Genomic DNA, 23,586 nt, shown 5'->3' with positions numbered 1-23,586 from the left:
GGTTTTCTTTCATTGAACAATAAATTTTATATCTGTTCTTTATGTAAATATAATAAATAGAATGACTTTTCAGTTAAACAATGATAAAATGCAAGATACAGAATAGTAATTTAGTAAGGAGGATTTAAAGCGTGGTACATTTAGTATATTGTGATAATGCAGGTAAAAAAGGAGAAAAGGTATTAGATAAAATTTTAGCTGGAACGAAGACAATGGTAATTAGAGGTGCTGCTGGTAGAAAAATACCACATAGCAGAGTATTTCAAGGAGAGTTACTTTATTTTATGGAAAAAGGAACTTCAAGAATTTCTGCAAAAGCTACTGTTAAAAAAGTAGACAACTATATTAAATTAACAGAAGACGAAATTTGCAAAGTTCTAGATGAAAATCAACCAAAACTAAATTTATCTGATAAGCAAAAAGTTCGTTGGCATAAAAAATGCTTATGCTTAGCTGAATTTGAAAATGTTCAAGAAATAACACCTCTTGATTTCGACCATCAAGGAAATATGGATGATTGGCTTATTATTGAAAAAATTGAAGATGTAGTTGTAGGTACTAGTATACCTTACAATTACGAGAAATCTAAATTTTAGAACATTAATAAAAGAATAATAAATTGCTAAGTTATAACTTTTTAACATATTTTAATAAAAAAGAGTGTTTTTAATAATTATAGAAATTATTAAAAACACTCTTTCATAATAGTTAAATTAGACTACTTGCTTTCCAATCTTTCATACAAATCTACAAATTCTTCTGCTAGTTGTTGAAAGTTCATAGATGTCATTAAATGGTCTTGTGCATGAACTAATATAACACTCATTTCCGTTTTATTACCACTAGCTTCATTTTGTATTAACTCTGTTTGGAACTTATGTGCTTTATGAATTGACTCTTTTGACTTTTCAATACACTCTCTAGCTTCATCTATATTTCCGTTCTTTGCTTCTTTTATAGCTTCAAAAGCTAGACCTTTTGCATCGCCTGCAAATCCAATTATTCCAAAAGATATTTCTATCATCTTCTCATCCATCTGTATACCTCCTAAATATCTCTATAGCTTGATATGACTAATCCATTTTCTCTCAAAAACTCTTTGACTTTTTTAGATGTAAGTATTTTATGCTCTTTTGTTCTATCAATTGCATAAGATGTAGAATTTAAAATATAATCGTCTAAAAAAGCTGGGTGAGACATAATATCCACTACATCATACTTCATTATTTCTTCTATATTTTTTGTAAAATACTCTTCACTCACATTTTCTTTATAAAAGCTATCTATTAATGGAACTATTTTTGAATACTCTAAATCGTATTCAAAACCTCCTCTTATTGGAAGATTATACTTATTTACAATTTTCTCTATTACTGGTTTTAAATTTACTAAAGTATGAATATGATGATGACTATCTAAATGAGATATGTCTATTCCAAGTCCTTTTACTCTCTCTATTTGAGCACAAAGTTCTTCATAAATCTCATCATAATCCATTTTTTTAATAATTTCGTCTGTAATTCTTCTAATAAAAAAACCTTCTTTATCAACAATAGTTTTTAAGTTAGACAATAATGGTCTACCACAACTTAAAGTCATATGAACTCCACAATTTAAATCTCTATTTTCTTTAAGTAGCTTTACTCCATGTTCTACACCAGGCATATTTGCCATCATAGATGTGGACTTAACTATTCCATTATTATGAGCTGATATTATACCATAATTCACAGCTTCGCAATATCCAAAGTCATCTGCATTTATTATAATTTTAGTCATACCATAACCTACTTTCTATAAACTATCTATTAAATCTAGGAAGATAATCTTTATGAGCTTCTAACATTTCATCTAATATAGTTTTTGCCAAATCATCCGATGGAATCAATGGATTTATACAAAGTGCCAATAAAGCAGATTCATAATCTCCATATACAGCTGCTTTGGCTGCTAAAACTTCAAATGACTTAATTTGACTTACTAACCCATGTACAGAATCTGGTAAATAGCCTATACTTAATGGTCTTGGTCCATTTTTTGTTATTACACTACTTACTTCTACCGCCTGCTCATCTTTAAAGTCTCTTATAGCCCCATTATTTAATGTATTAACTACTTGGATGTCTTTTTTATCATTGTAGATAGAACTTATTAGATTACAAGCAGCATCACTATAATAAGCTCCTCCTCTTTTTTCAAGTTGAGGTGGTTTTATATCTAGCTTTTCATCTTTATATAGTTCAAATAATTGTTCTTCTAATTCTTTAACCACTTAACCTCTAGCTTTTCCCTCTTTAAACTCTATTAACTCATCTTCAAGCATTTCTTTAGTTTTATAATAATATCTATGATATGGGCAAGGTATAGCACCTAAAGATTTTATAAAATCAGCATTAAAATCAATTGCCTTTATATTTTGCATACTTATATCTGCTTTAACAAATTTATCTATTGCTTCTTTTGTAACATCTTCTCCGTCTAAAGCTACATTAAGACCATAAACCATATGATTAAGACCTGCAAAATCCATACTTATTCTATCACTTTCTACATTGAATAGTTTAGCTACATCATTTTTTAAATGAATTGGTACATTGCATAGACCTATATATTTTTTAAAGTTAGTGTATTTGAATACAGCTTCTGTTATTATTCCTGTTGGATTTGTAAAGTTCACCATCCATGCATTTGGACATAATTCTTCCACATCTTTTATTATATCAAATATAACTGGTATTGTACGAAGAGCTTTAAACAACCCACCTGCACCATTAGTTTCCTGTCCCATAACTCCATGAGATAAAGGAATAGTTTCATCTTTAATTCTTGCATCTAAAAGACCTACTCTGAGTTGTGTTGTTACAAAATCTGCGTCTTTTAAAGCTTCTCTTCTATCTAAAGTAAGATTTATTTTCATATCTATTCCAGCTTTTTTTACCATTCTTTTAGCTAGATTTCCTACTATCTCTAGTTTTTCTTTTCCATCTTCTATATCTACAAGCCATAACTCCTTTACAGGTAGCTCCTTATATCTATTTATAAAACCTTCTACAAGTTCAGGAGTATAACTTGAACCTCCTCCAATTGTAACTATTTTTAGCCCATTTTTCATCTCATTATACCATCCTTACTTATAATTTAGTATATATTATAAAACTTTATCTATTTATTGCCGAATAAAATTACCTAGTTGTCAATTTTTGTTAATTTTTTAGCTTCCATTTTTTCAGATGCTATAACAAACGGAATATATATTAATATTGACAATATTAAATTAAATAGTGCTAAAGCTCCTCCAGTCCAATCACCTGTAGCCATTGCCCCACCTAATATAGGAGGTGTTACCCAAGGTATTTTAGGTAAAATTACTGGTGCTACTAATCCAAAATCTATTGCTAAATATGATACAGCACTACATACTACTGGTGCAAGTACAAATGGAATCATAAAAATAGGATTTAAAACTATTGGAAGCCCAAATATTAATGGTTCTCCTATGTTAAATATTGCTGCTGTTCCTAAGTAAGTCTGTTGTATCATTCCCCATCCTTCAACTGCGCTAGTACCACCTTCTGGAACTATCTTACCAATTTGTGGAGCCATTATAAAAAAGATAGATAGTGCTATAAGCCCAGCTTGTAATCCATCACTTTCATAAGACTTTGCTAGGAAATAGGCAACACCTATTACTAAAAATACTGCCATCGTACCTATAGCTCCCCACCAAAGGTCTCCTCCAAACATAGTCCAATTTTCTCCAAATATACTTGCCATCAGATTTTTATATGCTTCTAATGGCAAGTTGTTTATCAATGTTCCCAATGCACCTACCATAGTTATAGGTATCATTGCTATAAATGCATCCCTTACTGCTACTAAGTGCCTTTGAGCTCCTACCTTTGCAGCTACAGGCACTATATATTTATCCATAAATGACATGAATTTTTCCATTTTACATCCTCCAGTACAACTTTATTTTGAATTATTTAACTCCACTGCTCTATCTAGGACAGCTTTCCCATTACATCTTCCATAATCCATCATATTTATAACTTCTACTGGAATATTATATGGTTTTGCCATTTCAGTTGCTTTTCCTAATACATATCTAACTTGAGGTCCTAAAAGTAAGACATCACAATTTTCTATTTCATTTTTTAAGTTCACTTCTGATATAGCCCATATTTTTGCTTCTATACCGTTTTCCTTCGCGGCATTCTCCATTTTTGTAACCAATAAACTAGTTGACATTCCTGCTGAACAAGCTAACATTATTTTTATCATTTTCTTACCTCCAAATTAGAATTTATTAAGTATCTTTTTAAGTCACAATATCTTTAAACTATACATTTAAAGTGTCCTTATTTATTAATTTTTATTTTAATGTATATATTTTATTTTTAAATGTATATACATTTATTTCTTGATATTATTATATATCAAATGTATATACATTTCAAGAAAACTTTTTCATTTTTTCTTAATTTTTATTCGACAACAGCACTTAAAGTTAAAGTATATCCATGATGATATGTGTGTGAGTATTCAAAAACCTCACTATTTTGCAACTTACAAACTTGATTTATATATAAAAGTGCTTCTGGTTCTTCAATTTCTAAATTAGTCATACATTCCTCATTTGATATTACAGCTTGTACTTCTCTCTCTGACATAGCTATTTTATATCCACATACTTCTTCCACAAAATTATAAAGTGAATTTTCACAATGAATTTTATTTAAATTTGGAAATAACTTAACTGGCATATATGTAATCATATATGAAACCCTCGTTTCATCTGCCAATCTTACTCTTTTTATCTCCCATACATTTTCTCCTAAGCTAATATTCAATTTACTTGATAATTCTTCATCTGCTTGAACTATTTCAAGAGATACCAATATATTAGATACTTTATAGCCTTTACTTTCCATCTCCTTAGTAAATCCACTTACAGAAGATATATTATCGTATATTTTATTTGCGAGTACTATACTTCCTACACCTCTTTGCCTAGTTATATAACCTTCCTTAACTAAATTATTTAATGCTGACCTTACAGTCATTCTAGTCACATTAAATTCTTCACTTAATTGCTTTTCAGATGGGATTAAATCCCCTTCTTTCAAACTATCTGAATTTATTAATTCTCTTACATGATTTTCTATAACTTTATAAATTGGTTCTTTCATTTAATTCACTCCTAATCAATTCGAACTTTTATATGATAAGTTAATTTTATATACAAACAAACAAAATGTCTATACATTTAATATAAATTAAATTTTATTTAGACACCTTATATAATTTCCCAAGTTTAAGCAGATATATAAATAAACTTATCATTAATATTCCCTTTAATATACTTGATATTGTTATACTCCACCAAACACCATTTAATCCTAATATTTCTGGTCTAGATATAAAGTAAGCTAATGGTACTCTTGCACCAGTCAATACAGTAACTATTATAGAAGGTATATAGGTTCTACCTAATCCTTTAAAAGCTCCTGTTGTTATTATTTCTAGACACATAAAAAACTGAGAGTATCCTAATATTTTAAGATACATAGCTCCTTTTTCTATTGCTTCACTTTCATCTATAAAAACAGAAAAAATACTTCCACCTGCAAATATCAATACTAAGGTTGTCATTATTCCAAGTATAGAAGATACAATTATAGCTATTTTACATCCTTTATTTATTCTAGAATACTTTTTGGCTCCATAATTTTGTCCAACAAAGCTTCCTAATGCAACAGCTAATCCTTCAGCAGTCATCCATGATATTGCTTCTATTTGTGACCCTACTTTTTGCACTGCAACTGCAACAGGCCCCCATGAAGCCACTATTACACCAAGCAACATTGAAAATATTGTAAACATTCCACTTTGTATAGCTACAGGAAAACCTAACTTATATAACACTTTATAGTATTTAAGTTCTATTTTTCTGAAGATTTTTATCTTAAAATACTCCTCTTTACTCTTAAGTATTATATATAGAAAACATGTAGTAACTACTATTTGTGCAAATACAGTAGCAATAGCAGCTCCTGCAACTCCAAGTTTTGGAGCAGGTCCCCATCCAAAAATTAGAACAGGGTCAAGTATAATATTAGTTATTAGCCCTATTGTATTGATGCAAAAAGGTGTTCTACTATTCCCAAGTCCATTGAAAATTGCAGTAAATACTGGATTGATAAAATAAAATACCATACCTAAAGCTACTATTATTAAATATTGTCTGGACATAGATATAACTTCTAAATCTCCCAATCTGAAAAAACCTATTAGTTGTTTATTGAGTACTATCAAAACCATAGTATATATTATTGCCAACATAAGGTTTATTTCTACTGCTTATTTTATATATGATTTAGTAGTGCTTATATTATTTTCTCCTATACTTTGTGCTACCTTTACTTCACCACCTACTTTTGAAATCATAATAAATGCCATTGCAAGCCATGGAAAAAATCCCGCTGTCCCAACTGCAGCTACTGCTTTACTTCCAGCTTTACCAACCCATATCATGTCTATCATGTTATATCCCATTTGTATAAATGAAGTCCCCATTATTGGGAGTGATAGTTTAAGTAACTTTTCAGTAATCCTTCCTTCTGTTAAATCAAGTCTATTTTTCATTTTCCACCTCTTTTATATTATAATTATAAAATTAAAAAGCCCTTTAATTGTACACTTAAATCAACTACTATGTTTATTTAAGTAAATTTACCATCATAAATAAATTTATTATATTTAAACTCAATAAGTTGAAATAAAGTTACTAATTTAAAATGATTTTTAGCTTCTACTTTTCTAATCTACCATATATTATTTCTCTATAACAGTACATTTAACACCTTGAATATCTATATTATTCTTCCCAGTCATTAATACAAATTCTACTCTGTACAATATACCCCATTTACAAGAATTTACTTATAATATAGCATTTTTAGATTATTTAATATATATTACCTGTCTATGTAGTTTCAAATTGTGTTAACTATAATAAAATATGGTAATGTTTATCATTGATTTTCAGCAATAGATATAATTATATCACTATCTCACCACTATGGTTCTTATTTTAATACCATTAAGTAAATATATCAAAATCACCAACAAACTTGTTATATAGGCCAATATATTCCACTATATTTTCCAAAGATTGACAAGTTTTTTTGGGGTTGATATACTAATACTTAAAATATTTTAAATTCGTATGAGGTGAAGCAATGAACATAAATGAATATATCAAAGACTCTGTTTTAGTTTTTGATGGTGCAATGGGTACATACTATTCCAAACTAAAAAATAGTCCTTTCAATTGTGAAATAGCCAATATAAATGATGCATCTACAATATTGTCTATCCACGAGGAATATATAAAAGCTGGATGTATGGCTATTAAGACAAATACTTTTGCAGCAAATGAAACACTTCTAGAGTGTGATTTTAAAACTGTCAAAGATATTATAAAAAGTGGGTATGAAATTGCATTAGAGGCAACAAGAAATACAGATGTATTTATATTTGCTGATATTGGTCCAATACCTGCTCTAAATGATAGAAATTTGTTACCTGACTATAAGAAAATAGTAGATGTATTTTTAGAAATTGGAGCAACTAATTTTCTATTTGAAACATTTAGTAGTGATGAATATTTACCAGAAATCTCAAGTTATATAAAAGAAAAACAACCAAATGCATTTATCTTAACAGAATTTGCAGTTAATCCAGAGGGCTTTACTAGACTTGGAAAAAGTGGAACTAACATCTTTAAATCTATTTCCAAGGACAAAAATATTGATGCATTAGGATTTAATTGTATCTCTGGCCCACACCATTTATTACATTTTATAAAGACACTTGATATTAATGACAATATAGTTTCTATTATGCCTAATGCAGGCTATCCAACTATTATCAATAATCGTACATTTTTTGAAGATAACTCAGACTATTTTTCAGAACAGATGCTAGAAATATTAAATCAAGGAGTTCAGATACTAGGTGGATGCTGTGGTACAACACCTGAATTTATCAAAAAAACTGTTGAAATAATAAATTCTTTATACAAGGGCAATGTTACCATAAAAAATGATATTTCTCCAAAAGAAAAAATTAAATCTGTAGCAAAAAACGAGCTCTTAGAAAAGATTGATGGAGGTAAAAAAATTATAGCAGTTGAATTAGACCCTCCTATTGATACAGATATTGAATTTTTTATGAATAGTGCTGAAAAACTAAAAAACTACGGAGTTGATGCAATAACAATTGCTGACTGCCCTATAGCAAGAGCAAGAGTTGATAGTAGTTTATTAGCTTGTAAAATAAAGAGAAAGTTAGACATCACTCCTATTCCACATATGACATGTAGAGATAGAAATATTAATGCTACAAAAGCTCTTCTTTTAGGATTAAATATTGAAAACATAAACAACGTGTTAGTAGTAACTGGAGACCCTATACCTTCTGCTGAAAGAGATGAAATAAAGGCCATGTTCAGTTTTAACTCTTCTATACTAGCAAATTACATAAAAACTTTAAATAAAGATACATTTAATACTCCATTTAATATATTTGGAGCTTTAAATATAAATGCAACAAACTTTGATTCTCAACTTAAGCACGCTAAGATTAAAATAGAAAATGGGGTTACTATGTTTTTAACTCAACCAGTTTTAACAGAGCAAGCTTTATTAAACTTAAAAAAAGCTAAGGAAATACTTCCTGCAAAGATACTAGGTGGAATTATACCTGTAGTAAGTTACAAAAATGCTTGTTTTATGAATAATGAAATTTCAGGAATTACTGTTTCACAAGACATTATAGACATGTACAAAGATGCTTCAAAAGAACAATCTACTAAACTTGCTATCAATATATCAACTCAAATAGCAAAAGAAATTGAACCTTATGTAGATGGTTATTATATTATTACACCATTTAAAAGAATTGACATAGTATGTGATATATTAGCAGGTATTAATAAATAAAATAATTATAATATAAATACTATTAAGATATTATAATGTTTATTTATTAAAGTATAGTGTAATTTTAAAAAGCCTTGTATTTGAATCTTTTAAGCTAAATTATAGATTGTAATTTTTAGATGATTTTGATAATATAGATGTATATTATGGTAATATTTATAGATATACATTAATTATGGGGAGATTTTGTGAAATATTTTTTTACAAAAAATTTGGGATATGGAAATAAATAAAAAATTCAATAGAGTTGATATGCAAGTTTCAATACTTACTGCAATTATTGTAATAATTTCTTCTTCATGTGTTTATTTTTTTAATTATGCACTCACTTATAATGATATGATTTATACTTTAAGTGAGAGGTCAAGACATATATATAAGTATGTAGAAAAAAATCTTGATAAAGATACCTTTATTGAAATTAATTCTGAAAAAGACCACTCAAAAGAGTCTTATAAAAGTGCTAAAGTGCTATTGGAATCTGTAAAGAATACTACTGGAGTTATGTACTTATACACTGCAAAAAAAACAAAAGATGGCTCATTAGTATATGTTGTTGATGGTTTAGATTCATCTAGAAGCGATTTTAGAAATGCTGGTGATTTGATAGAAAAAGAGATTTGGGGTGACCTTAACAAAGCACTAGATAATAATATATTGCTACCTAAAAAAATAAAAAAAACATCTTGGGGACATATATTTATATCGTACTTTCCCATCCATAATGATGTTGGTAAAGTCGTTGGAGTAATGGGAATTGAATTTGAAGCAAAACATCAATACAATACTTTTAGATTTATAAGTATAGTTACTCCTTTTATAGCTTTATTAACCTGTTTAATATCAGCATTAGTAGCAGTAATCCTGTTTAAACGTATATCTAATCCTACATATACTGATTTTGCCAATACTGATTATCTAACAGGATTAAAAAATAGAAACGCTTTTGAAATAGATATGAATAACTTAAACAATTCAAATCTTAAACAACCAATTTCTATAATGTCAATAGATTTAGATGGTCTTAAAAAAATCAATGATAAATTTGGCCATCAAACAGGAGATTTATACATTAAAAATGCAAGTAAAATTATACAAGATGTAATAAATAAAAAACATATAGTTTATCGTGTTGGTGGAGATGAGTATATAATTATTTTAAAAGATTCTTATCATGAAGAAATAGATAGTATTGTCAATAAGATTAATTTAAAAATAATTGAAGAAAACGCTACTAATGAATTAAATTTATCCATGTCTATTGGATATGCAGTTTTCGATGAAAACTTAGACAACTCTTTATTTGATACATACCATCGTGCAGATTCTGAAATGTATTGTAACAAAAGAAAAATTAATAAAAACGATTAATATTTATTTTAAATTTATATAAAAAAGTCTATTCTATAAACAATAAATTATAAGAATAGACTTCTTTAATATGTGTATTTTTATACAATAACTTCTTTAGTTAAAATTTGCTCTTTTTTCCAAACGATTTTTTATAAATTCATGTATTACCTTAACTAGTACATTTGTAATTAATATCAATACAGCTAGTGCTGCTGCTTGTGCTGTACTTCCCTTATCATCTAACTGTACAATTGATATAGCTGCTACCTTTGAACTTGCTGTATATATAAATACTAGTGCTGATATTGTTACCATAGAATTTAAGAAAAAATACATAAAGTTTTCTAAAACTGCTGGCAAACAAAGTGGTATTGTTACATTCTTAAGAATTGATGCACTATTTATTCCCATTGATTTTGCCACCATGTCTAATTCTTTGTCCACTTTCTTAATAGCTGTAGTTGCAGTTATAAAAGCTACTGAGAAAAAATGTACCACATTGCATATAACCATAATAAATAATGTTCCATACAATCCATTAAACAAGTTCTTAATGTATATTGTATCCATTAGATTAAACTCTAATTTATTAAAGAATAGTACATAAGCTATACCTAACACTAACCCTGGTAATGCCATAGGCAATGTACTTAAAAAATATCCAAATGATTTTAAATATGGAGCTTTTTCTGTTTTTTCGTTTAGATATGCAAATAAGAAAACAAAACTTGTCCCAAGAATAGCTGTCAGGAATGACATTTCTATTGAATTTATAAATGGCTTAATTCCATCAATACTACTTTTCATAGAAAAGTGTTCAAGTGTGAGTCTTAAATCATATGGCCAAACAGATATTAGTGAAGATAAGATTACAGTCAACATTACAGCTATTATTCCAAATGCAATAATTCCTACAATGACTCCAAATATACTGTCTCTTAACTTATTAAATTTAACCTTATATGGGATTGATTTTGAATTTATATATGAATTTTGATTTTTTTCGATTTTTTTAGTTACTATAAAAGATATTATTGCAGGTATCAAAAGTAATATTGATACAGTTGCTCCCATAGGCATATTTTGCTGCCCTATAATTTGCTTGTATACATCTATTGATAATACATTGAAATCTCCTCCAATAACTTTTGGAGCCCCAAAGTCTGTAAAGCACAATGTGAATGATACAAATGCTGAACTTATTAAAGAGTACTTAATGCTAGGTATCGTTATACTTAAAAACTCTCTTATCTTGCTTATTCCCATAGCATTGCTAGCTTCATATAATCTATAATCAGTTGAATTTAGTGATATATAAAGTATCTGAAATGATTGAGGAAATACATATATAATTTGTGCTAATACTATTCCAATTGAACCATATATCGGAATATTTATTCCAAGTAAATTAGTCACTACCCCTTGATTTCCAAATAAATATACCAAACCTATAGCATGCATCATTGTAGGGGCAAACATAGGAAACATCGCTATAGATTTAAGAAGTCCTTTAAACTTAATCTTTGTTCTTGTTAGTGCATATGCATACACTAGTGCGAGAGTTAAAGATATTACAGTTGATATAACAGATACAAATATTGTATTTTTCAGAGAATTTAACAGTGCTTCAGAAGCTAAATACTCTTTAAAATTTTGTAATCCAACAAAAACTCCATCTTTATCTAAAAATGCTTGTACAAACAGATAGATTATGGGCGCCAATAAAAATATTACCAAAGACATAACTAATACTGTAAGCATACATTTTTTTATATCTAAATTTATTTTAGATTTAATATTTAAACTTTTAGAACTTATAGCATTATTATTCATATATTTATGCTCCTTTAACTTTTGGATACTTTAAATAGTATTTTTCATCTATACTTACACTTACAAAGTCACCCTCTACTAAATTTAAATTAACCCATTCTTTTATAGAAACATCACTTATTATAAAATTTTCATTTAATTTATCTTTTATTTCCACTCTCAATAGATTCCCTCTAAATTCTATATTAGATATTGTTCCATGACAATTTTCTTTTGTTGACTTTTCTATTTGAACATATTCTGGTCTTACAGTTAATATAGAATCTCCTCTATCAAAACAGTTTGTATCTCCTATAAATTGAGCTGTAAATAGGTTTTGAGGATTTTGATATATTTCTTCTGGAGTCCCTATTTGCATTATGTCACCACCATTTAAGATTGCAATTTTGTCTGCCATAGTTATAGCTTCTTCCTGGTCATGTGTTACCATTATTGTTGTTATATTTAATTCTTTCTGTAGTTTTTTAATATCCATTCTAAGTTTGTGTCTAACTTTTGCATCAAGTGCAGACATTGGCTCATCTAAAAGTAAAAACTTTGGCTCAAGTGCTAATGCTCTTGCTATTGCAATTCTCTGCTGTTGACCTCCTGACAATGCTTTAGGATACTTATGAGCTTCATTACTCAATCCAACTGTTTCAAGCACTTCTCTAACCTTCTTATCTATCTTTTCTTTTGGTACCTTTCTTTCTTTAAGCGGAAAAGCTATATTATTATATGCTGTCATATTTGGAAATAATGCATATGATTGAAATACTATCCCAAAACCTCTCTTTGATGGCTCTAACTCTGTTATATCTTTATCTTGAAGAATTATAGCTCCACTATTTACATCTTCAAGCCCTGCTATTATTCTAAGTAATGTAGTTTTTCCACATCCACTAGGTCCAAGTAAACATAGAAACTCACCTTCTTCAATATCTAAACTAATATTGTTTAACACTCTTTTTTGGTCATAACTCTTGAACACATTATTTATTTTTAAGTAACTCATATCTAATCTCCCCTTATACAATTATATTTGTTTTTCTAATTTTATATTTTAATTTTTCTTATAAATTTCTTTTCTCTATTTCTATTAAAAAATCCATTTAACTTTTACTTACTTTCAGATTTTGAACCATACTTTGATTCCCAAGTTTTTAACACTGCACTTCTATTTTTTGATGCAGAGTTTAAATCAACTTCTTTAATCAGCTGTTCTAATGGACGTTTAGAGTAACCTTTTGGTACAGGATTATCTGTCTTTATAGAAGTCACTGCTACTTCATGTGCATATCTGTCCATAGCTGAATCACTTATTGCCCAATCTAAAAACAATTTTGCTTCTTTTTTTATATTATCTTTCTTAACCAAAGCATTTGCTTCTAAATCCCAACCTGAACCTTCTTTTGGAAATACTACTTCTATAGGTTCTCCACTAGACAATTGCTGTGTAGCTCTATATCCAAGTGTAATGCCTATTGGGTATTCTCCTGAACCAGCTAGTTTTGCAGGTTTCGAACCTGAATGTGTATATGTAGCTATATTCTTATGTAGTTTATCCATGTAATTATAAGCTTCTTTTTCACCCATCATTTGAATAAGTCCTGATACTGTAAGATAACCTGTACCAGATGATGCTGGATTTGGCATTGTTATAAGACCTTTGTACTCTGGTTTTATTAAATCATTATATCCTTTTGGAACATCTAGGCCTAATTTTTCAAGTTCTTTGTAATTAACTACTATTGCTGTCTCTGGTACACTCATACCTACCCATGATACATCTTTTCCAGTATCCTTAAATCTCTTATCTACCTTGTCATAATTTTTAGGCTTATATGCTTCAAGTGCCCCATCTTCTTTTAGTTCTATCATATTCATTGCTGATAATCCCCATATAACATCTGCTTGTGGATTATCCTTTTCTGCTAATAATTTTGAAGCTATTACACCATGAGAATCCATAACTATTTCTACATCAATATTAGGATACTCTTCTCTAAATCCTTCCATATAGTAAGCTATTTGCTCTTCTTCTAATGCTGCATATATTGTAAGTTTATTATTTCCTTTTCCTTGAGTAGTTTGTGGTGTTGTTGATATGCAACTTGTCATAAATGCAATTACTACAATACACAGACAAGTAAATATAAATTCTTTCATATCTTCCCCCTTTTTGTGTTTTTGTCTTTTTTTAATTGTTTTTTATTGTTTTTGCTTATGTTTATATAATACACCTAATTTGTTAATACGAAGTTAAGTGTAAATTAACAGTTCGTTAATTTTTAGAAATTTTTGTTAAATTTATTATTTTTTTACAAAGTTCTAGGCATATAGACCATTATATCTTCATAAAAATTCTTATAAAAAACACCCTTTTACCCATATGAGTATGATTTTATTTGAGCTTTTTTATATACAAGGTAGAATATACATAACTTTTACATCTGGAGTATTGAAATGAATATTGAGAGATTAATAGGTAATTAATTGATACCGCCAATTCCTAATATGTGCTTACTTGCACTAAAAAGCCTAACTCCTATAAACTAGGATGTTAGGCTTATTTTTATAAGTATTTAATTATCCAACCAAATCATTTTTCTTTTTTTCTTCAAGTGCTTTTTTAAGCACCATATCCTTAACCTTCATAAGTCTAGTAGTACTTGCTCTCTCATTTTCTTCAAGCTTCATAGCAATATACTTAATAGTTTCAATGTAATTTGGTATCATTACATTTTCAAGAGCATTAACACGTCTACGTGTCTTTTCTATCTCTTGTGCAAGAAGCTGTGCACTTTTTTCACTTTCTGCAAGTCTTAAAAGTGGTTCCATTGCATCTGAAAATGCTTCCATAGCAGAATCTAATTCACCTGATGTAAAAGCAAGACCATAAGGATAAATATCACTTTGATTGTTTTCAGTTTTAAAGTCAAACACAGGAACATCAACACTCATTATGTTTCTTGTAGAAACACCTACAGAAACAGATTGTTTTGGCATCATAAGTGCTGAACCTAGATACTCCTGACTCATAACTGCCCTTGCAATTATAAAATTTTTATAAGCAGCATCGAGAGCATTTTCTGCTTCTTCACGTAATCGCTTATTTTCTCTTACAATTTCAAGAAATTGTTTCATAAGTTCATCAAGCTTATCTTTAAGAAGCTTATGACCTCTTGTCGCAGTTTTAAGGAGTTTCTTAAGTCTAGTCATTTCCATACGTGTTGGATTTATATTTAATCTAGCCACAGATATCACTCCTTAGGCATATATTTTTCAAAATATTCATCACGAATACGTTTAAGTTCACTTTTTGGTAACATACTAAGAAGCTTCCATCCAATTTCTAATGTTTGCTCAATAGTTCTGTCAGTTCTAAATCCTTGTGAAACGTATTCTTTCTCAAATTCATCTGCAAATTTTGCATACATTAAATCAATTTCAGAAAGTGCAGATTCACCCAATATTGCCATAAGTTCTTTTGCATCTTTACCTCTTGAATATGCTGCAAAAAGCTGGTTCATTGTATCTGCGTGGTCCTCACGAGTCTTACCTTTACCAATCCCCTTATCTTTAAGACGAGAAAGTGATGGTAAAACATCTATAGGAGGTTGTATATCTTTTTTATAAAGTTCACGGTTAAGTATAATTTGTCCTTCTGTAATGTATCCTGTAAGGTCAGGAATTGGATGTGTTTTATCATCCTCAGGCATTGTAAGTATTGGAATCATTGTTATAGACCCTTCATGTCCTTTCATTTTTCCTGCTCTTTCATACATTGTAGCAAGGTCAGTATAAAGATAACCTGGATATCCACGACGTCCTGGAACTTCTTTTTTGGCTGCGGAAACTTCACGTAATGCTTCTGCATAGTTTGTAATATCTGTTATTATAACAAGTACATGCATATCTTGCTCAAAAGCAAGGTATTCTGCTGCTGTAAGTGCCATTCTAGGTGTAGATACACGCTCTACTGCTGGGTCATTTGCAAGGTTTACAAATACCACAGAACGGTCAATTGCTCCTGTTGCTTTAAAATCACTTATGAAGAAATCTGCATCTTCAAAAGTTATACCAACAGCTGCAAATACAACGGCAAACTTAGAGTCAGTTCCACGAACTTTTGCCTGTCTTGCAATTTGAACTGCAAGATTAGCATGTGGCAAACCAGAACCTGAGAATATAGGAAGTTTTTGCCCTCTAACCAAGGTATTAAGCCCGTCTATAGCAGAAACACCAGTCTGTATAAACTCAGCTGGATAATCACGTGCTGCTGGATTTATAGGTGCACCATTTATATCAAGTCTTTTATCTGGTATAATTTCTGGTCCACCATCAATAGGTTTACCCATCCCACTAAAAACACGACCTAATATGTCTGGTGAAACTCCAAAATCAAGACTCTTTCCTAAAAAACGTACTTTACTTTCAGCAAGGTTTATACCTGTTGAACTTTCAAAAAGTTGAACAAGTGCAGTATCTTCATTTACTTCTAGAACTTTACAACGACGAATTTCTCCACTTGAAAGCTCAATTTCTCCAAGTTCATCAAATTTTACACCTTCTACGCCGTTTATTAACATAAGAGGACCAGCTACCTCTTGTATTGACTTATATTCCTTTATCATAGTTCTTCAGCCCCCCTCTTCTTAATAAGGTCAGCAAGCTCGTTGTCTATTTCATCTTCAATTGCATCGTAAGCAGCATCTAGTTTATCTTCTTCTACATACTTAGCACGACCAATCTTTTCAAGAACTGAAAGCTTGATAATATCATTTATAGTAACATTTTGCTTAATAGCATCTTGTGCTGACTTATAGAATTTTAGAATAAGCCCCATCATTCTATACTGTTTGTGAAGTGATGTATAAGTATCAACTTCATGGAAAGAGTTTTGATGAAGGAAGTCCTCTCTTATAGAACGAGTGACTTCTAGTATCAATCTATCTCCATCTGAAAGTGAGTCAACACCAACCAATTGAACTATCTCTTGAAGCTCAGATTCAACTTGCAAAAGTTTCATAGCTTGAGCTCTTTGAGCTGAGAAATTATCATTTACATTTTTATCTGCCCATACATCAACTTTCTCCTGATAAAGTGAATAACTTGTTAACCAGTTAATTGCTGGGAAGTGACGTTTATATGCTAATGAAGCATCAAGTCCCCAGAATACTTTTACTATACGAAGTGTTGCTTGGCTAACAGGTTCTGATGTATCACCACCAGGAGGAGAAACAGCACCAATTGCTGTAAGAGTTCCTTCTCTATCATCCATACCTAGACAGTTTACTTTTCCTGCTCTCTCATAGAATTGAGCAAGACGCGAACCTAAATACGCTGGGTAACCTTCTTCACCTGGCATCTCTTCCAAACGACCACTCATCTCTCTAAGAGCCTCTGCCCATCTTGATGTAGAATCTGCCATAAGTGCAACACTGTATCCCATATCTCTAAAATATTCAGCTATTGTAATACCAGTGTATATAGAGGCCTCACGCGCAGCAACTGGCATATCTGATGTATTAGCTATAAGTACTGTTCTTTGCATAAGTGACTCACCTGTTCTCGGGTCTTTTAGTTCAGGGAATTCAAGAAGAACATCTGTCATTTCATTTCCACGTTCTCCACATCCTATATATACAACTATATCTGCATCTGCCCATTTAGCAAGCTGATGCTGTGTAACAGTTTTTCCACTTCCAAAAGGTCCTGGAATAGCTGCTACCCCACCTTTTGTAATTGGGAAAAATGTATCTATAACTCTTTGACCTGTAACAAGAAGTGAATCTGGTGTTTTCTTTTCCCTATATGGTCTTTCTTTTCTAACTGGCCATTTTTGCATCATAGTTACAGCTATATCATTACCTTTTTCGTCTGTGATAACACAAACTGTATCCTCAACAGTAAATTCTCCAGAATATATTTCTTTTATAGTACCTTTTACGCCATAAGGAACCATAATCTTACATTCCACTACAGCAGTTTCTTGAACTACCCCAATTATATCTCCTGCTACGACTTTATCACCAGCAGATTTTTTAGGTTTGAATTCCCATTTAATTGTTCTATCAAGTGAAGATACTTCAACACCTTTAGTTATATTAGTACCTGAAATTTCATACATTTTTTCAAGTGGACGTTGAATACCATCATAAATAGTTGAAATAAGACCTGGCCCAAGTTCAACACTCATAGGCATTCCAAGAGAAACCACTTCTTCTCCTGGTCCTAGACCAGAAGTTTCCTCATAAACCTGTATAGAAGCCTTATCTCCATGCATTTCAATAATCTCGCCTATAAGATGTTTATCAGAAACTCTTACGACGTCAAACATATTCGCATCTCTCATGCCCTCCGCTACAACAAGCGGTCCTGACACCTTTACAATTGTGCCTGTTTTCATATTCTCTCACCTGCAATCATATACTTTATCAAAATTTAAATATTCCCTCCTATATTTTATCAATACATTTTTTAGCATTAACAAAATTTGAGATTGTCTCTTATTCAATTTGCATCTATTCTTTAAATAATATATCTGCACCTATAGCACGTTTACTAGATTCTCTTACTTCATTCATACCTAATCCCATACTTCCTCCAATACCTGGAATAACTATAATAGCAGGAAGTTGATAGTCTTTGTATTTTGCTATTGATTCTTTTGCAAGCAATGACGCCTGTTCTGTAATATAAATTATCGCATATTCATCTTCAACCAACTTATGTATACTTTTTTTAATTTCGTCACTATCATAGGCTGGGAAGATATCTATTCCAAGAGCTAAAAATCCCATGATGCTATCTTTATCTCCAACTACTCCTACCTTATACATAAGCATCCCTTAGCCTTTCTTTTATAGTATCTGCGTCTATATTATTAAGCTTACTAGTCATAATAATCCTAATTGTTTTTATTTCTGATTCTTTAGCATATAAATATGCAATTAGCGGTTCTAGTGTAAGAGGTTTAAATTTTGCATCTCTAACATATTCCATAAGATAATCATCACAAAGTTTTTCAAAGACAGTAAATCCACTATCCATGCCATTTTTACAGACATCAGAGTAAGAAGTAGATTTAAAACATGATGCTGGAGTGTCTGAAGAAAAAGCTTCTAAGAATTTTTCTTTATCAAGTGAGCCACCTGAAACAAACACATTCATAAACATATCAAAATCTTTCTTCATGTTTTTAACTCTTATAAAACTCTTTAGATTTGTTAAATCACAAACTTTCATAACATAATCTATTACAAATTTATTTTGACTTTCTGTAGCTGTCTCTTTCATACTTGAAAAAGTTGCTTTATCTAAAACAATATCAACCATCTGACCATTTTGTGTTTTACTATAAATATCAAATGCATCTATTATTGCTCCTGCCATTATCTTAGGTAAATCACTAAAACTACGATTTGCTAAAGATTCTTTAAGCTTCGCAAGTGAAATTGTACCTCCATCAATTAAGTACTTTTCACCATCTACACCAGAAATTTCTTCTTTAATCAAAACTTTTAAGTTATGATAATCATTTTTATAAAGGAATACATCAACAAATTTTTCTTCAGGGGCTAGACCTTTAAGAATTTCATATGTTTTAGATAATTCTTGAGTCAAAACATTCTCAAAATTGTGAACATTATTATTTGACGAATCCGTATAACCCGCTTCTGCTATAATTCTTAAAGAGTCTTCAGGGCTTTTAGCTTCTGCCATTTGAATAAACATTTGTCTGTTAAGAAGCTGTTTTTCAAGCACTCTTATTCGTGCCACGGCATAGGGATAAGTTTTTTCTTCTGCCATCTTTTAACCCCCCTCCTTAATTAAACAAAATTTCTGCTGCAATTTGCTCAATATCTTCATGCTCTACTGCAATTATAGCTTCAAACGAATAATTATACTCAATGTCACCTTTTTTAACTATGAAACCTCCAGTAATATCTCTAGTTTCATCAGATACTTTAATGCCTTTTTTAGATAATACATCTTTTAATGTTTTTCTATCTTTTTTAGATAATACTATCTCAGATCCATCTGTACAATTCGCTTTTTCAATCATATTTAATATAATTTGTTCATATTCACTATCTTTAAGATTTAGAAGTTTATTTTTAGCTTCTAAAATTACTGCTTCTAAAATCTGTTGTTTCTTTGATAATATTTGTTTCTTAGCCTCCATATAAGCTCCTGATATTTCCTTAGAAGCTGCTTTCTCTGCTTCTGCCTCTGCAAGCTTTGTATAGGAAGCCATTTCCTTTTCAGCTTTTTCATTAGCTGAACTTATCTTTAAATCTGCTTCACTTTTAGCTTTATCCAATATTTCTTGTGCCTCTTGTTTGGCATCAGCTATAATTCTGTCAATCATTTTTTGTTCATTACCCATAGGAGTGCTTCCTCCTTTTCATTTTTTTTACTTATGAATTATATTCTATAATTAACCAACTGCAATTCCATTGTAAGCTAAGAAAGAAACAAGTAGTCCTAAAAGAGCATATGTTTCAACTATCGCTGCAAATGTTATAGCTTTACCAAGTTCTTCAGGTCTTTTAGCAACTATTCCAACCCCTGCTGCTGCTGCCTTACCTTGTGCAATACCTGATACTAAGCCAACTAGACCAATTGGAAGTCCTGCCATAAGAAGTTGTAAACCTTGAGCTGATGTTGGTATCGCATCTCCACCAATAATTCCTGCTTTTGATAAAATAAGGAAAGCTATGATAAATCCATATAGACCTTGTGTACCAGGAAGAAGTTGTAAAACTAGAAGTTGACCGAATTTACTAGGGTCTTCTGTTACAACACCTGCTGCGGCTTGACCTGCTATTGAAGTACCTTTAGCAGAACCCATACCTGCAAATAACGCTGCTATAGCAGCTCCTGATATTGCCAAAAATTGACCATTTCCTAACGCGTTTAAAAATTCCATATTTACATCTCCTTTTTATTAATGCTTGTATATTTTGTTTTATACTTAAACGGAACAAAAGGAACTCCTCCGCCTTCATAAAACTTATTGAAAAATTCTACATACTGTAACCTACTTGTATGAACATATGCACCTAGTGCATTTATAAGAAGGTTTATTGTGTGTCCTACAACACCAATTACAACTGCAAATATTGGACCAGCTATAGCCCCTAAAAGATTGATAACCTGCCCTATAACTCCTGTTGTTAGACAAAGAGCCATAATTCTTGTATAAGATAATATATCAGCAAAATAACTTGTTATACCATAAAGACTTGAAAATCCTTTAAAAAGCTTAACAGGAACACCTTTAAAGCTTCTTCCTTGAGTAAGGATAAGACCTATAGCACCTATAATTGCTAAATATTTTCCTACTTCAGAAAATACGCCAATATCTCCTGCAACAAAAGGTATTATAAGTAGACATACCCCTGTTATACATAAATACCAAAACCCTATATCAAAAATTGCATCTATTACCTTTCCATCTCTTATTAATGTATATGCTTTAATTCCCAAACCTACATATATATGGATAATACCGAACAGTAATGACATCCCCATAAGTACCATAACATCCTCTAAAGGATTAATTAAAGCTTTTATAGGAACTAAATCCCCCAAAATACCCCCGAATATAAGACCCCATATAGTAGTTGAAACTCCACAAATACCAATAAGTTTAATTAAATTTCCTTCACCCTTTTTCATTTTTGATTTGTATACAATAAATCCACAAGCTAGGGCAATTATTATCCCATATGCAGCATCACTTAGCATCATTCCAAAGAATACAACATAGAAAAAAGTCATAATTGTATTTGGGTCAATATCTTTTGTGCTTGGACAACTGTACATGTTTGTTACACTTTCAAAAGGTGTTACAAGTTTATTGTTTTCAAGTAGAATCGGGAAACCTTCTTCTTTGTTTCCTTCCTCTGTTTGAACACAACAATCAAACTTTTCTGTGATTTCACTAATTAGGTCGCTTGCACTTTTACTTGGTAACCAACCATTAAGACAGAATGTTGTTTTTGTTTTTACAAGTCTCTCTATAATCTTTTTCTGGTCTCTTTCTATAGTGTAAAAGTCATATAGATTTTCAAGCATGTGTATATTATTTCCATGATTTTTGATTTCTTCTGTCTTATTTTTAGAAACGTTTTCCTGTCTAATTATCATTTCATTGTATTTCTTGATAGCTTGTGATGGTGTCCCTTCCTCACTTGGTAATGTAACTATTGCAAAATTAAATTCTTTAAGAACTTCTGTAGCATTATCAAAAGTTTCTTTTAAAGTAATTAAATAAACATAGTTCATTAACTTGTCAGAATCAATAATTCCAAGAACACTTTCTGGCACTTCATCCTCTAGTCTAACTCTTAAAGCATCAATATTTGCATTTGTGGGTATAGTTCCTAGAATAGTTTTTGTATACTTAGTTTCCATCTTTTCAAAAGGAACATCAAAGTTTACCCATGGCTCTAACATACTTTTATTATTATTTAATAAATTTATGTTACTCCTTATTGTACCTATCTCTTTATTTAGATTATTTAACTCCAAAACTTCAGCATAAATTTCATCTTCTTTTTCACTGTCAATTTTGTTAAATTCTCTTTTTGGTGCAAACATAGCTTTCTTTTGTTTCACTAGTGAAGAAACAATGTCAATCGCTTGATTCACATGTGCCATCTTCTGTTCTAGCATTATAACCTCTGACTCCTCACCATCTTTTGTAAGATGATTTTTTAACTCATCCATTTCAGTAAGAAAGGCACTATCATCAATCTGAACAAATCCACGGTTCATAAGTAGCTTTAAAATTTGGCTTTTTTGAGCTTCTAAGCCAACAATAGATATCTTGTTCATATTAACTATTGCCATATTATCTCACTACCTTTCCAATAACCGCTTCGATTGCCTTACTTCGTCTTTCTGTCGCAGTTTTTTCAATTTTCAGACATTCACTTTTAGCATCTGCCAAGATTTTATCAACCTCTGCTTTACTGTCGGTGACTGCCTTCTCAACAAGAGTTTCTTCCATAAGCTTTGCTTGCTTTTTTACATCAGTCAAGATGCTTTCACATTCGTTTACAGCATCAGCTCTGATAGACTCTGCATCAGTAACAGCTTTTACTTTAATACTGTCTGCTGTCTGCTCTGCCTCAACAATGCTTTTTATTATTTCAAAAGCCATCCAAATCACCTCTCTTACCTTTTTACTATGTATATAACTAATTAGAGTTTTTTATTCTAATTAGATTACTACCTCATTGTTAAAGTATAAACAGCATTTTTATATAATAATTAATTTTTTTCAACATTTATTTTTTAATAAAACATATTTTAGAGTAGTACTTGCTTAGACTTACATTCTTTTTTGACTTACTTTTAGACTATGACATGAGTATGATTTTTAAATATCATTATT

The 23,586-nt window shown here is 30.4% G+C and carries 20 protein-coding genes and 2 pseudogenes; 3 read left to right on the top strand and 19 right to left on the bottom strand.

The features are described 5' to 3' along the window. Positions 1 to 131: 131 nt before the first annotated feature. On the top strand, positions 132 to 596 hold the full coding sequence (locus IC173_RS04220) for a hypothetical protein (protein WP_227433982.1): 465 nt from the start codon (positions 132 to 134) through the stop codon (positions 594 to 596). Between the two features lie 122 nt (positions 597 to 718). On the opposite strand, the gene IC173_RS04215 is transcribed toward IC173_RS04220, so the two are convergent. From IC173_RS04215 to IC173_RS04185, 7 genes and pseudogenes are all read right to left on the bottom strand, one after another. After that, on the bottom strand, positions 719 to 1,036 hold the full coding sequence (locus IC173_RS04215) for a PTS lactose/cellobiose transporter subunit IIA (RefSeq protein ID WP_227433981.1): 318 nt from the start codon (positions 1,034 to 1,036) through the stop codon (positions 719 to 721). An 11-nt stretch (positions 1,037 to 1,047) separates the two neighbouring features. Then, positions 1,048 to 1,779 (bottom strand): chitin disaccharide deacetylase, encoded by a 732-nt coding sequence (chbG, locus tag IC173_RS04210; protein WP_227482039.1) that lies wholly within the window; start codon positions 1,777 to 1,779, stop codon positions 1,048 to 1,050. A gap of 22 nt (positions 1,780 to 1,801) precedes the next feature. Then, a pseudogene (locus IC173_RS04205) lies at positions 1,802 to 3,112 on the bottom strand (6-phospho-beta-glucosidase). Between the two features lie 74 nt (positions 3,113 to 3,186). After that, positions 3,187 to 3,951, bottom strand: a complete 765-nt coding sequence (locus tag IC173_RS04200) for a hypothetical protein (protein ID WP_227855200.1) — start codon at positions 3,949 to 3,951, stop codon at positions 3,187 to 3,189. Positions 3,952 to 3,972: 21 nt separating this feature from the next. Next, complete coding sequence (locus IC173_RS04195; protein ID WP_227433977.1) at positions 3,973 to 4,284, bottom strand: PTS sugar transporter subunit IIB; 312 nt, start codon at positions 4,282 to 4,284, stop codon at positions 3,973 to 3,975. 203 nt (positions 4,285 to 4,487) lie between these two features. After that, positions 4,488 to 5,192, bottom strand: a complete 705-nt coding sequence (locus tag IC173_RS04190; RefSeq protein WP_227433976.1) for a GntR family transcriptional regulator — start codon at positions 5,190 to 5,192, stop codon at positions 4,488 to 4,490. Positions 5,193 to 5,286: 94 nt separating this feature from the next. Next, a pseudogene (locus IC173_RS04185) lies at positions 5,287 to 6,648 on the bottom strand (MATE family efflux transporter). Between the two features lie 596 nt (positions 6,649 to 7,244). On the opposite strand from IC173_RS04185, the gene IC173_RS04180 reads away from it, so the two are divergent. Continuing rightward, on the top strand, positions 7,245 to 9,008 hold the full coding sequence (locus IC173_RS04180) for a bifunctional homocysteine S-methyltransferase/methylenetetrahydrofolate reductase (RefSeq protein WP_227855199.1): 1,764 nt from the start codon (positions 7,245 to 7,247) through the stop codon (positions 9,006 to 9,008). A 219-nt stretch (positions 9,009 to 9,227) separates the two neighbouring features. Then, on the top strand, positions 9,228 to 10,379 hold the full coding sequence (locus IC173_RS04175) for a GGDEF domain-containing protein (protein WP_227482035.1): 1,152 nt from the start codon (positions 9,228 to 9,230) through the stop codon (positions 10,377 to 10,379). A 96-nt stretch (positions 10,380 to 10,475) separates the two neighbouring features. Here IC173_RS04175 and IC173_RS04170 read toward each other — a convergent pair whose 3' ends face one another. From IC173_RS04170 to IC173_RS04115, 12 genes are all read right to left on the bottom strand, one after another. Then, positions 10,476 to 12,194, bottom strand: coding sequence for a putative 2-aminoethylphosphonate ABC transporter permease subunit (locus tag IC173_RS04170; RefSeq protein ID WP_227855198.1), 1,719 nt, complete (start codon positions 12,192 to 12,194; stop codon positions 10,476 to 10,478). A 4-nt stretch (positions 12,195 to 12,198) separates the two neighbouring features. Next, complete coding sequence (locus tag IC173_RS04165) at positions 12,199 to 13,188, bottom strand: ABC transporter ATP-binding protein (RefSeq protein ID WP_227433971.1); 990 nt, start codon at positions 13,186 to 13,188, stop codon at positions 12,199 to 12,201. A 104-nt stretch (positions 13,189 to 13,292) separates the two neighbouring features. Beyond that, entirely contained in the window at positions 13,293 to 14,342 is a 1,050-nt protein-coding gene (locus IC173_RS04160; protein ID WP_227433970.1) for a putative 2-aminoethylphosphonate ABC transporter substrate-binding protein, read from the bottom strand. A gap of 420 nt (positions 14,343 to 14,762) precedes the next feature. Next, a complete protein-coding gene (locus IC173_RS04155) occupies positions 14,763 to 15,431 on the bottom strand; it encodes a V-type ATP synthase subunit D (RefSeq protein ID WP_227482033.1) in 669 nt (222 codons plus the stop codon). A gap of 5 nt (positions 15,432 to 15,436) precedes the next feature. After that, positions 15,437 to 16,810 carry a V-type ATP synthase subunit B gene (locus IC173_RS04150; protein WP_227433968.1) on the bottom strand — a complete coding sequence of 458 codons (1,374 nt, stop codon included), beginning with the start codon at positions 16,808 to 16,810 and terminating at the stop codon, positions 15,437 to 15,439. Then, entirely contained in the window at positions 16,807 to 18,585 is a 1,779-nt protein-coding gene (locus tag IC173_RS04145; RefSeq protein WP_227433967.1) for a V-type ATP synthase subunit A, read from the bottom strand. Before IC173_RS04145 ends, IC173_RS04150 begins: the two co-directional genes overlap by 4 nt. Positions 18,586 to 18,700: 115 nt before the next feature. Next, the gene (locus IC173_RS04140; RefSeq protein ID WP_009893746.1) at positions 18,701 to 19,018 is read right to left on the bottom strand and encodes a V-type ATP synthase subunit F; all 318 of its coding nucleotides are present in this window, start codon (positions 19,016 to 19,018) and stop codon (positions 18,701 to 18,703) included. Further along, positions 19,011 to 19,988, bottom strand: a complete 978-nt coding sequence (locus tag IC173_RS04135; protein ID WP_227433965.1) for a V-type ATP synthase subunit C — start codon at positions 19,986 to 19,988, stop codon at positions 19,011 to 19,013. The genes IC173_RS04140 and IC173_RS04135 overlap by 8 nt, the downstream gene beginning before the upstream one ends. Before the next feature lie 16 nt (positions 19,989 to 20,004). Then, positions 20,005 to 20,568, bottom strand: a complete 564-nt coding sequence (locus IC173_RS04130; protein ID WP_227433964.1) for a V-type ATP synthase subunit E — start codon at positions 20,566 to 20,568, stop codon at positions 20,005 to 20,007. Between the two features lie 51 nt (positions 20,569 to 20,619). Continuing rightward, positions 20,620 to 21,111, bottom strand: a complete 492-nt coding sequence (locus tag IC173_RS04125; protein ID WP_021385913.1) for a V-type ATP synthase subunit K — start codon at positions 21,109 to 21,111, stop codon at positions 20,620 to 20,622. Between the two features lie 2 nt (positions 21,112 to 21,113). Beyond that, a complete protein-coding gene (locus IC173_RS04120) occupies positions 21,114 to 23,039 on the bottom strand; it encodes a V-type ATP synthase subunit I (RefSeq protein ID WP_227433963.1) in 1,926 nt (641 codons plus the stop codon). Position 23,040: 1 nt separating this feature from the next. Continuing rightward, complete coding sequence (locus tag IC173_RS04115) at positions 23,041 to 23,352, bottom strand: hypothetical protein (RefSeq protein ID WP_227433997.1); 312 nt, start codon at positions 23,350 to 23,352, stop codon at positions 23,041 to 23,043. Between the last annotated feature and the right edge of the window lie 234 nt (positions 23,353 to 23,586).

Source organism: Clostridioides sp. ES-S-0048-02 (genome assembly GCF_020658495.1).
In the GTDB taxonomy this organism is placed as follows: domain Bacteria; phylum Bacillota; class Clostridia; order Peptostreptococcales; family Peptostreptococcaceae; genus Clostridioides.
This window is presented reverse-complemented; position numbering and strand designations above follow the sequence as displayed.